Source organism: Streptomyces canus, from assembly GCF_030816965.1.
Taxonomy (GTDB): Bacteria; Actinomycetota; Actinomycetes; order Streptomycetales; family Streptomycetaceae; genus Streptomyces; species Streptomyces canus_E.
In genome coordinates, this window is the sequence record NZ_JAUSYQ010000002.1 from 7,263,246 (window position 1) to 7,274,768 (window position 11,523).

Consider the following 11,523-nt stretch of genomic DNA (forward strand, 5'->3'; position numbering starts at 1 on the left):
TCGTCCGGCGGCTGCGGGTGTGTTGTGGCTGGGCGCGCAGTTCCCCGCGCCCCTGAGTGGGCTTACTTCCCCTTAGTTCAGAGCGAGGTTTGTCATGCTTACGTCCAGGCTTAGCCGGCGTGCTGTTCTGGCCGGGACCGCGGCTGCCGCCGCGCTCACCACGGTTCCTTCCCTGCAAGGGCGTGCGGAAGCCGCCTCGGTCACCCCCACTTACCGCTGGCGCACCGCCGTCATCGGTGGCACCGGGTTCGTCACCGGGGTGCTCTTCCATCCCTCCGTGCGGGGGCTCGCCTACGCCCGTACCGACATCGGCGGGGCCTATCGCTGGGACGACCGGAGTGCGCGCTGGATTCCGCTCAACGACGATCTCGGCTGGGACGACTGGAACCTCTTCGGGGTCGAGGCGATCGCCGTCGACCCCGCTCACCCGAACCGGGTGTATGTGTCCCTCGGCACCTACGCCCAGTCCTGGGCCGGAAACGGGGCGGTCCTGCGGTCCGAGGACCGTGGTGCCACCTGGGCCCGTACCGATCTCACGGTGAAGCTCGGTGGGAACGAGGACGGGCGGGGGGCCGGGGAGCGGCTGCTCGTCGATCCTCGGGACAGTGACACGTTGTGGTTGGGGACCAGACATGACGGGCTGCTCAAGTCCACGGACCGGGGCGCAACCTGGAAGGCCGTGAGCTTCCCGGCCACCCCGAGCCCCACCGGCCAGGGCATCACCCTCCTCGTCGCCGCGGGCCGCAGCGTCTACGCCGGCTGGGGCGACGCGGACGGCACCGCAGCCAACCTGTACCGCACCGCCGACGGGGCCACCTGGGATGCCGTCCCCGCGCAGCCCTCCGGTGCCGCCGCCAAGGTGCCGATCCGGGCGGCCTACGACTGCCACACCCGCGAGCTGTACGTCACCTACGCCAACGCGCCCGGCCCCAACGGACAGTCCGACGGCAGTGTGCACAAGCTGGCCACGGCGAGCGGCAAGTGGACCGACGTCACGCCCGTGAAGCCCGGCGGGACGACGGCTGGGGGCACCTCCCGCTCGAGCGAAGCCGAGAGTGGGGGAGGCTCCTCCGACACCTTCGGGTACGGCGGAGTCGCCGTCGACGCCCGCCGGCCCGGCACGGTCGTCGTCTCCACCAACAACCGCTGGGCGGCCGTCGACACCCTGTACCGGAGCACGAACGGCGGCCGCACCTGGATCTCCCTCAAGGAGTCCGCGGTCCTCGACGTGTCCGAGACCCCGTTCCTGACCTTCGGGGCCGACGCGCCCAAGTTCGGCTGGTGGATCCAGGCCCTCGCCGTCGATCCGTACGACTCGGAGCACATCGTCTACGGCACCGGCGCCACCCTCTACGGCACCCGGGACCTCAAGCACTGGGCGCCGCAGATCCGCGGCCTGGAGGAGACCTCCGTACGGCAGCTGATCTCGCCCCCGACCGGGGAGGCGCACCTGCTCAGCGGGCTCGGGGACATCGGTGTGATGTACCACGAGCGGCTCACGGCGTCACCGTCACGGGGCATGGCGAGCAACCCCGTGTTCGGGTCGGCGACGGGACTCGCCCAGGCCGCGGCCAAGCCCTCGTACGTCGTCCGCACGGGCTTCGGCGACCACGGCAACGGCGCCTACTCGAACGACGGCGGAAAGACCTGGGCGCCCTTCGCGACCCAGCCCGCCCTCGCCAAGGACGCGCCGGGGCCGATCGCCACCAACACCGACGGCAGCGTGCTGCTGTGGACCTTCGTGCACTGGGACGGCACCAAGTACCCCGCCCAGCGCTCCACCGACAACGGAGCGACCTGGTCCGAGGTCGCCGGCTACCCCAAGGGCGCCACCCCGCTGGCCGACCCGGCCGACCCCACACGCTTCTACGCGTACGACACCGACACCGGCACCCTGTTCGCCAGCACGGACGGCGGCCTCACCTTCACCGGGCGCGCGAGCGGACTGCCCTCCGGCGACAGCCAGTTCCAGCTGACCGCGGCCCCGGGACGCTCCGGCGACCTGTGGCTGAGCACCAAGACCAACGGCCTCCACCGGTCCACCGACGGCGGAGCGACCTTCACCAAGCTCACCAGCTGCTGGGCCTCGCACACCCTCGCCTTCGGCAAGGCGGCCAAGGGCGCCGACTACCCGGCGATCTACCAGGTCGGCGCCACGGAGGCGATCACCGGCGTGTACCGCTCCGACGACGGCGCGAAGAGCTGGGTGCGCGTCAACGACGACCAGCACCAGTGGGGCTGGATCGGCGCGACCATCGCCGCCGACCCGCGGCTGTACGGCCGCGTCTACGTCGCCACCAACGGCCGGGGCATCCAGTACGGGGAGCCCGTCTGATGGCTGTGGAAAAGAGGCCGTCGCTGGGCGATGCCACCCGTGGCCGCATCCTCTACGGCGGTGACTACAACCCCGAGCAGTGGCCCGAGGAGACCTGGCCGGAGGACGTCCGGCTGATGAAGGCCGCCGGCGTCAACTCCGTCACCCTCGGGGTCTTCTCCTGGGCCAGGCTCGAACCGCGGCCGGGGGAGCGGGACTTCGGCTGGCTGGACCGGCTGATGGACCTGATGCACGACAACGGCATCGGGGTCGTCCTCGCCACCCCCACCTCCTCGCCACCGCCGTGGATGGGCCACCTGCACCCTGACACCCTGCCCGTCACCGAGGACGGCCGCACCGAGTACTGGGGCGGGCGCCAGCACTTCTCGCACTCCAGCGCCACCTACCGCCGCTACGCCGCCGCCATCACCGAGGACCTCGCCGCCCGCTACGGCGGCCACCCGGCCCTGACGATGTGGCACATCAACAACGAGTACTGCACCTACGACTGGAGCGACGAGGCCGCCGCCCGCTTCCGGACCTGGCTCCAGGGTCGCTACGGCTCCCTCGACGCCCTCAACTCCGCCTGGGGAACCGCCTTCTGGAGCCAGGGATACGGCGACTGGGCCGAGGTCCACACGCCTCGCCACGCCCACTACCTGAAGAACCCCACCCAGGTGCTGGACTTCAAGCGCTTCACCTCCGACATGCTCCTGGAGTGCTACCTCGCCGAGCGGGACATCGTCCGCCGGGCCACCCCACGCACCCCGGTGACCAGCAACTTCATGCCGCTGTGGGTGGGCCAGGACGCCTGGCGCTGGGCCGAGGAGGAGGACGTCGTCTCCGTCGACCTCTATCCCGACCCCCGTGATCCCCTCGGGGCCCAACAGGGCGCTCTGGTCCAGGACATGACCCGCTCGCAGGCCCGTGGGCCGTGGATGCTCATGGAACAGGCCGCCGGACCGGTCAACTGGCGGGGTGTGAACCACCCCAAGCCCCGTGGACTGAACCGCCTCTGGTCCCTGCAGGCCGTCGCCCGCGGTGCGGACGCCGTCTGCTACTTCCAGTGGCGCCAGTCCCGGCAGGGCGCGGAGAAGTTCCACTCCGGAATGGTCAGCCACGCGGGGGAGGAAGGACGCACCTATCAGGAGGTCAAGCAGCTCGGAGCCGAACTCGCCGCCATATCGGCGCAGGTGACGGGACGTCACACCGCCCACGACATCGCCGTCCTGCACGACTGGCACGCCTGGTGGGCCGGCGCCCAGGACGGCCGCCTCTCCCGTGAGGTCGACTACCCCGACGTCCTCAAGGCCTGGCACCGCGCGCTCTGGGAAGCCCACCTCACCACCGACTTCGCCCACCCCGAACACGACCTCACCGCCTACAAGGTGGTCGTCGTCCCCCAGCTCTACGCCCTCACCGACCCGGCGATCGACAACCTCCTCGCCTACGTCCGCCAGGGCGGCACCCTCGTCGCCGGATTCCTCACCGGCGTCGCCGACGAGGACGACCGGGTGCGCCCCGGCGGCATGGACGCCCGGCTGCGCGCACTGTTCGGCATCCGCACCCTGCACGAGTGGTGGCCGCTGGACGCGGGGGAGCACGCGGAATGCGACGGCTCATCAGGCGGATTCCGCGGCACCCTGTGGTCGGAGGAGATCGACAAGACCGAGGACGCCACCACAGAGGCCTCGTACAAGGGCGGTGAGCTGGACGGGCTGCCCGCCGTGCTGCGCAGGGGCCGCGCCTGGTACCTGTCGACGCTTCCCGAGCCGGGCGCCCTGCGCGAGCTCCTCGCCGGGATCGCCACGGGCGCGGGTGCGCGACCGGTCCTCGACGGCCTGCCCGACCAGGTCGAGGCCGTCCGCCGCGGTGACCTGCTCTTCCTGCTCAACCACGGCCGCGAGCCGGTGACGGTCGACGTGCCGGGCACCCACCAGGATCTGCTGACGGGGCAGTCCCTCACGGACCGGGTCCCGCTGGGCCGCTACGGAGTGGCGGTGCTCCAGCCATGACCGACGGACCCGTCCACGGCACCTGGGAACCCGAACCGGCCGCGCGCTGGGAGGACGGCTTCCTCAGCGGCAACGGCCACCACGGCGCTCTCGTCTTCGGCGAACCGAACGACGAGCGGGTCGTCGTCACGCACCACACCCTCGTCCGTCCCAACGGCGCCGAACACGCCCGCCCGCCCCGCCTCGCCGCCGAACTCCCCGCGCTTCAGGACCGGTTGCTCGCCGGCGAGCTCGACGCCGCCGAGCGCTTCACGGACGGACGCCCGCTGCAGTGGGTGCAGCCCTTCCACCCCGCCTTCCAGATCCGGCTGCGCCGTCCGCGCGCGGCCGCTGCCGACCACCGTCGCTCCGTCGACTTCACCACCGGCGTCCTGCGCACGGAGTCCCAGGGGTCGCGCAGCGAGCTCTTCGTCTCGCGCGCGGACGACGTCATCGTCCAGCAGGTCGAGGCGGCGGACCTGGTCGTCTCGCTGGACCACCGGCTGCCGGGCGCACCCGACACCCTGATGGTCGGCCAGAGCATCGTCCGCGCCGCTGACGGGGCCCTGCTCACCCTCTGCGTCCGCTACCCCGACAGCGACCGCCGTTACACCGGCATCACCCTGGTCGTCCCCACGGGCGGCCGCACCGCGCTCATCCCGCCGGGCGCGCAGGTCACCGGTGCCGAGTCCGTCCTCCTGCTGACCCGCGTCGTACGGCACACCGGCGAACTGGACACGGCACCCCACGCGGAGGCCCTGCGCGACCTGGTCCCCGAATCCGAAGCCGAGCCCGAGTCGGGGGCCGACGCGTACGCCCGGCTCCTGGACCGGCACACCCCCCTCCACCGCACCGCCTACGAACGCGTCACCCTCGACCTCGCCGCCGACCCCGCCGAACGCGCCCTGCCGGGCTCGGAGTTGCTGGAGCGGCCCGACAGCCCCGCCCTCCTGGAACGCCTCTTCGCCGCCGGCCGCTACCACCTGCTCTCCTCCAGCGGTCTCTTCCCGCCCCGGCTCACCGGCCTGTGGACCGGCGACTGGGCCACGGCCTGGTCGGGAGCGTTCACCAACGACGCCAACGTCAACCTCCAGACAGCGTCGGCCGCGAGCGCGGCCCTTCCCGAAGTCACCGAAGCCCTGGCCTGTCTGATCCACCGTCAGTTGCCCGACTGGCAGGACAACGCCCGCGAGATCTTCGGCACCCGGGGTGTCGTGGCCCCGCCCCACTCCGACGGCGAGTCCGGGCTGACGTACCACTTCAACCGCGAGTACCCGCTGCATCTGTGGACCGCGGGCGCCGACTGGCTGCTCAAGCCCCTCGTCGACCACGACGAGACCCGCGGCGCACAGGACCCGCGCACCGCCCACGCACTCGCCGAAGTCGCCCTGTTCTACGAGGACTTCCTCACCCGCACGGACGCCGACGGACATCTCGTCGTCGTCCCCTCCTACTCACCCGAGAACCGCCCCGCGAACGCCAGTTGGGGCGCGATCAACGCGGCCATGGATCTCTCGGCCGCCCGGCACGCCCTGCTCACGGCCGCCGCCTACCATCCCGAGAAGGCACAAGCCTGGCGCACCCTCGCCGACCGGCTCCCTCCCCACCGGGTCAACGCCGACGGCGCCCTCGCCGAATGGGCCCGGCCCGGTCTCGACGACACCTACGACCACCGCCACCTCAGCCACCTCTACGGCGTCTGGCCACTCGACGAGATCACCCCCTACGACACCCCCGACCTGGCCAGGGCCGCCCACCGGGCCCTCGAACTCCGCGGCTCCGAGAACGACTCGGCCCACGGCCATCTCCACCACGCCCTCGTCGCGGCCCGGCTGCGCGACGGCGAACGGGTCGCGCACGCCCTGGGCCAGGTCCTGGGGGGCGACTTCTTCCACGCCTCGCTGATGAGCGCGCACTACCCGAACCGGAACGTGTACAACGCGGACGCCGCCCACACCCTGCCCGCCGTCCTCGTCGAGATGCTCGTGCAGTCGACACCGGACCGGCTGGTACTGCTCCCGGCGGTCCCCACCACCTGCCCCCGAGGTGAACTACGGGGTATCCGCACCAGGTTCGGGGCCGTACTCGACCTCACCTGGAGCCCCACCGAAGCGACCGCGGTGCTGCGCCCCACCCGCACCCACCGCGTCGAACTCCGGACTTCCTCCGGCACCGAGCCGCTCTACCTCGTCGCCGGAGAAGACCACGTCCTCCGTCTGGAGGCGTGGTAACCCCCCGCATTTCCCCCCACCCATGGAAAGGGACACCATGGCAAGCACTCTGCGCAAGATCACCATGGCCGTACTGGCCCCGGCGATGGCCATCGGCGCCACCGTCGGACTCGCCTCGGCCCCGGCCTCCGCCGCCGTCTGGAGCTCCTGCGACCAGTGGGCCAACACGAGCCTGAACGGTTACACGCTCTACAACAACATCTGGGGCTCCGGCGCCGGCAGCCAGTGCATCTGGGCCAACTCCGGCACCAACTGGGGCGTCAACGCCAACCACCCCAACACCGGCGGCATCAAGTCCTACCCCAACTCCAAGAAGGTGATCAACAAGTCGATCACCTCGCTGGGTTCGCTCTCCAGCAGCTACAACGTCTCGGTCCCGTCGTCCGGCGCGTACAACACGTCGTACGACATCTGGGACACCGACTACGACTACGAGATCATGCTCTGGGTCAACAAGACCGGAGCCGTCGGGCCGCTCGGCAGCTCGCAGGGCAACGTGACGCTCGGCGGCCACACCTGGACCGTCTACAAGGGCACCAACGGCGCGAACCAGGTCTTCTCCTTCGTCCGCACCTCCAACTCCAGCTCCGGCACGGTCAACATCCTCCCGATCCTGAAGTGGATCAAGGACACCAAGGGCTGGTTCGGCAACGAGACCATCGGCGACGTGCAGTTCGGATTCGAGATCACCAGCTCGTCCGGTGGTCTCAACTTCACCGCCAACAACCTGACCGTAAGCAGCAGTTGACCTGATCGTGGGGCAGCGTCGGGCGTGATGGGGGCATGCGTACCACCACCCCCCTCCGACGTGCCCTGATCACCGTGACCGCGACCGCGGCCGTCGTTCTCACCGCGACGGGTTCCGCGGTCGCGGTTCCCCTCTCCGGGACGGCCGCGGCACCCCACGCCACCGCCCGCTCCCTCTCCGCCCTGCACCCCGTCGTCGAACTCGCCGCCGAACGCCTGGCCACCGCCGACCTGGTCGCCGCCGCCAAGTGGGGCACCGACAGCCCCATCGACGACCCCGCCCGCGAACAGCAGGTCCTCGACAACGTCGCCGCCCAGGCCCAGCAGCTCGGCGCCGACCCGGACGAGATCCGAGTGATCTTCCGCGACCAGATCGAGGCGAACAAGATCGTCCAGCGCGGCCTGTTCCAGCGGTGGAGCGACCACCCCGACGAGGCACCGACGACCAAGCCGGACCTGAGCGTCGTACGGCAGGAGATCAACCGAGTGACCGGCGCGCTGGTCGAGGCCCTCGCCACCACCGCCGACGACCGGGGCGCGGCGGCCACCTGCCGTCCCGAGCTCCTGCTCGCCGCCCTCCAGGTCCGTCACGAGGACCACCTCGACGCCCTGCACACCAGGGCCCTGGCCCGCGCCCTGCGCTCGGTCTGCGGTAGCTGACCCCACACGACGAAGCGGCCGGCCCACCCCCGTGGGACCGGCCGCTTCGGTACGGCTACTCCGCCACCGGAAGCCGCGCCCCGTCCCGCAGGAACAGCGGGATGCGGTCCAGCGGGGCGTCGACGGTCACCGTCCTGCCGCCCTCGTACGTCTCACCGGTCCACGCGTCCGTCCAGGTCGCGCCCGCCGGGAGATAGGTCGTACGGGCCGTCGCGCCCGCCGTGAGAACCGGGGCGACCAGGAGGTCCGCGCCGAAGAGGTAGGCGTCGTCGACCGTCCACGCCGCCTGGTCGTCCGGGAACTCCAGGAAGAGCGGCCGCATCGGCGTCAGGCCCTCCTCGTGGGCCTCGCGCATGACCTTCAGGACGTACGGCTTCAGCCGCTCGCGCAGCCGCAGGTACTTCTCCATGATCGCGCCGGCCTCCTCGCCGTACGACCACACCTCGTTCGGGCCACCGGTCATCTCCGGTCCCAGCGGCATGCCCGGGTCGCGGAAGCCGTGCAGCCGCATCAAGGGCGACAGCGTGCCGAACTGGAACCAGCGGACCATGACCTCGCGGTACGCCGGGTCGTCCGGGTCGCCGCCGTGGAAGCCGCCGATGTCCGTGTTCCACCACGGGATGCCGGACATCGCGGTGTTGAGACCCGCGGCGATCTGCTCACGCAGGGTCGGGAAGTCGGTGCCGATGTCACCGGACCACAGGGCGGCGCCGTAGCGCTGACTGCCCGCCCAGGCCGAGCGGTTGAGGGTGATGACCTCCTCGCCGGCGGCCGTCAGGCCCTCGTGGAAGGTGCGGGAGTTCTCGGCCGGGTACATGTTGCCGACCTCGAGGCCGGGCCCCGCCCAGTAGCGCAGGTTCTCCTGGAAGCCGGGCTTGAGCTCCGGCTCGCAGGCGTCCAGCCAGAAGGCCGTGATGCCGTACGGAGCAAGGTAGTTGTCGCGGACCTTCGACCACATGAACTCCCGGGCCTCCGGGTTCGTGGCGTCGTAGAAGGCGACCTGGACGGTCGAGGCGACCCCCTTGTCGGGCCAGTCGGCGTGCGCCATCGGGCCGTACTGGGTGCCGATGAAGTAGCCGCGCTGTTCCATGACCGGGTGGTTCTCGCTGAGCGGCGACACCGACGGCCAGACGCTCACCACCAACTTGATGCCCAGCTCCTCCAGTTCACGGACCATCGCCGCCGGGTCGGGCCACTCGGCCGGGTCGAACTTCCACTCGCCGAGGTGCGTCCAGTGGAAGAAGTCGCAGACGATCGCGGAGATGGGAAGCCCGCGCCGCTTGTACTCCCGTGCCACGGACAGGAGTTCGTCCTGGGTGCGGTAGCGCAGCTTGCACTGCCAGAAGCCCGCCGCCCACTCCGGCAGCATCGGCGTCCGGCCGGTCACTCCGCTGTAGCGGCGCTGACCGTCGGCCGGGGTGCCGGCGGTGATCCAGTAGTCGATCTGGCGGGCCGAGTCGGCCACCCAGCGCGTGCCGTTGCGGGCGAGTTCCACGCGGCCGATCGCCGGGTTGTTCCAGAGGAGGGTGTAACCGCGGCTGGAGGCGAGAACCGGGATGCCCACCTCGGCGTTGCGCTGGATCAGGTCGAGGACCAGGCCCTTCTGATCCAGCTTGCCGTGCTGGTGCTGGCCGAGGCCGTACAGCTTCTCGTCGTCGTAGGCGGCGAAGCGCTGCTCGAGACGGTGGTGGCCGTTGCCGACCGCGGTGTACAGACGCGAGCCGGGCCACCAGAAGTGGGCGCGGGCCTCCGCGAGGAGCTCGGCGGAGTCCGCGGTGCGCAGGAAGCGGAGCTGCCCCTCGGCGTCGACGTGGACGGTCAGCGCGCCCACCGTCAGCTGGCCTTCCCCGTCACCGATCTTGACCGTGCTCTCGGTGGCCGGCGGCTCGTCGAGCAGGGCGCCCGGCAGCCCCTCGAGGATCGGCCCGCCGAGCCGGGCACGCACCCGGACCGCGTCCGGACCCCAGGGCTCGACACGGACGGTCTCCTGGCGCCCGCTCCACTCCAGCGCGCCGTCCCGCTCCCGGAACGTGCCGACGGTGGGGGACGACTGCGCGAGAGTGACCTTGGGCTGGCTTTCGGCAGGCTGATTCACGAGGAGTGCTCCTGAAGGAATGCAGACAGGGGCGTGCCGCACCGGCACGGGACGCGTGGTGTGTGAGGTCTGGTGTGTGAGGTGTCAGGACGCCGAAGGCGCCGGGCCCGTGCTCGCCCGGACCGTCAACTCGGGTTCGATCAGGACGACTTCGTCCTCACCGCGGCCCTCCAGCTTGGCGACCAGCCGCTCCAGGGCGTGCCGGCCCATCTCCTGTGCGGGGATGGCGACCGATGTCAGCCGCACCGAGGCCTGGACGGCGACCTGTTCGGGGCAGATCGCGACCACCGAGACGTCCTCGGGAATGGCCCGGCCCTGCTGGCGCAGCAGCGCGAGCAGCGGCTCGACCGCCTGCTCGTTCTGCACGACGAAGCCCGTGGTGGACGGACGCTCGTCGAGGACGCGGGCGAGCGTCACGGCCATCGCGTCGTACCCGCCGTCGCACGGCCGGTGCAGCAGTCGTACGCCCAACTCCTGGGCCCGCGACCGGAGTCCGTCCAGAGTGCGCTCGGCGAAGCCGGTGTGCCGTTCGTAGACGGCGGGGGCCTCGCCGATGACAGCGATGTCGCGGTGGCCGAGCTTCGCGAGGTGTTCGACGCACAGGGCGCCGGTGGCCCGGAAGTCGAGGTCGACGCAGGTGAGTCCGGAGGTGTCGGCGGGGAGGCCGATGAGCACGGAGGGCTGGTCGGTGCCGCGCAGGAACGGCAGCCGCTCGTCGTCGAGTTCGACGTCCATCAGGATCATCGCGTCGGCGAGCCCGCTGCCGGTGACGCGTCGTACGGCGTCGGGACCCTCCTCGCCGGTGAGCAGCAGGACGTCGTACCCGTGCGTCCGTGCGGTGGTGGCCACCGCGATGGCGATCTCCATCATCACCGGCACGTACATGTCGGTGCGGAGCGGGATCATCAGCGCGATGATGTTCGACCTGCTGCTGGCGAGGGCGCGGGCGCCGGCGTTCGGGTGGTAGCCGAGCTCGCGGATGCTTTCCTCGACCCGCTGCCGGGTGCTCGTCGAGATGGACCGCTTGCCACTGAGGACATAGCTCACCGTGCTCGCCGAGACTCCGGCGTGCTGGGCGACCTCGGCGAGGGTGACCATCCAGCTCTCCAAGCTTTGTGAAGCGCTTCGACAGTGCGCAGTGCGAACAGGGGCGGGTGAGGGTGGTTCGACAGTAGCTCCCCCGGGAGTGGGTGTCCATAGGTTGTCGAAGCGCTTCGACAAGGACTCTCGTGCGAGCGACGCACGAACAAGGCCCCGACACCGGCGAACCCGCTCCGGCCTGCCCGTTCACGGCCGCGACGGGGGTACGCCTTCCTGCCTACCACGACTGGCCGCGGGGGGCCATGGAGCCCGTGGGGACCCCGGTGAGAGCGGGATGGGCACGGTACACCTGGGGCGGGGTGCGGAAGGTGAGGGTCCCGCCGGACGAGCACCAGCGGTACCACCCACCTCGAGCAGTCCGCCGCCGCCGCCCAGCCACTC

The 11,523-nt window shown here is 71.0% G+C and carries 7 protein-coding genes; 5 read left to right on the plus strand and 2 right to left on the minus strand.

Annotated elements, in window-relative coordinates; translation table 11 throughout:
• Nucleotides 1–94: 94 nt before the first annotated feature.
• From QF027_RS34515 to QF027_RS34535, 5 genes are read left to right on the plus strand one after another with little or no spacing between them, the layout of a single operon-like run.
• Nucleotides 95–2,335 (plus strand): WD40/YVTN/BNR-like repeat-containing protein, encoded by a 2,241-nt coding sequence (locus tag QF027_RS34515; protein ID WP_307079019.1) that lies wholly within the window; start codon nucleotides 95–97, stop codon nucleotides 2,333–2,335.
• Entirely contained in the window at nucleotides 2,335–4,329 is a 1,995-nt protein-coding gene (locus QF027_RS34520) for a beta-galactosidase (protein WP_307079021.1), read from the plus strand. Before QF027_RS34515 ends, QF027_RS34520 begins: the two co-directional genes overlap by 1 nt.
• The gene (locus tag QF027_RS34525) at nucleotides 4,326–6,539 is read left to right on the plus strand and encodes a glycosyl hydrolase family 95 catalytic domain-containing protein (RefSeq protein WP_307079023.1); all 2,214 of its coding nucleotides are present in this window, start codon (nucleotides 4,326–4,328) and stop codon (nucleotides 6,537–6,539) included. Before QF027_RS34520 ends, QF027_RS34525 begins: the two co-directional genes overlap by 4 nt.
• Before the next feature lie 37 nt (nucleotides 6,540–6,576).
• On the plus strand, nucleotides 6,577–7,287 hold the full coding sequence (locus tag QF027_RS34530) for a glycoside hydrolase family 12 protein (RefSeq protein WP_306975745.1): 711 nt from the start codon (nucleotides 6,577–6,579) through the stop codon (nucleotides 7,285–7,287).
• Between the two features lie 35 nt (nucleotides 7,288–7,322).
• The gene (locus QF027_RS34535) at nucleotides 7,323–7,946 is read left to right on the plus strand and encodes a chorismate mutase (protein ID WP_307079025.1); all 624 of its coding nucleotides are present in this window, start codon (nucleotides 7,323–7,325) and stop codon (nucleotides 7,944–7,946) included.
• Between the two features lie 55 nt (nucleotides 7,947–8,001).
• Here the strand turns inward: QF027_RS34535 and QF027_RS34540 are convergent, their stop codons facing one another.
• The gene (locus QF027_RS34540) at nucleotides 8,002–10,041 is read right to left on the minus strand and encodes a glycoside hydrolase family 31 protein (protein ID WP_306975740.1); all 2,040 of its coding nucleotides are present in this window, start codon (nucleotides 10,039–10,041) and stop codon (nucleotides 8,002–8,004) included.
• Nucleotides 10,042–10,125: 84 nt separating this feature from the next.
• Entirely contained in the window at nucleotides 10,126–11,139 is a 1,014-nt protein-coding gene (locus QF027_RS34545; protein WP_306975738.1) for a LacI family DNA-binding transcriptional regulator, read from the minus strand.
• Nucleotides 11,140–11,523 lie beyond the last annotated feature (384 nt).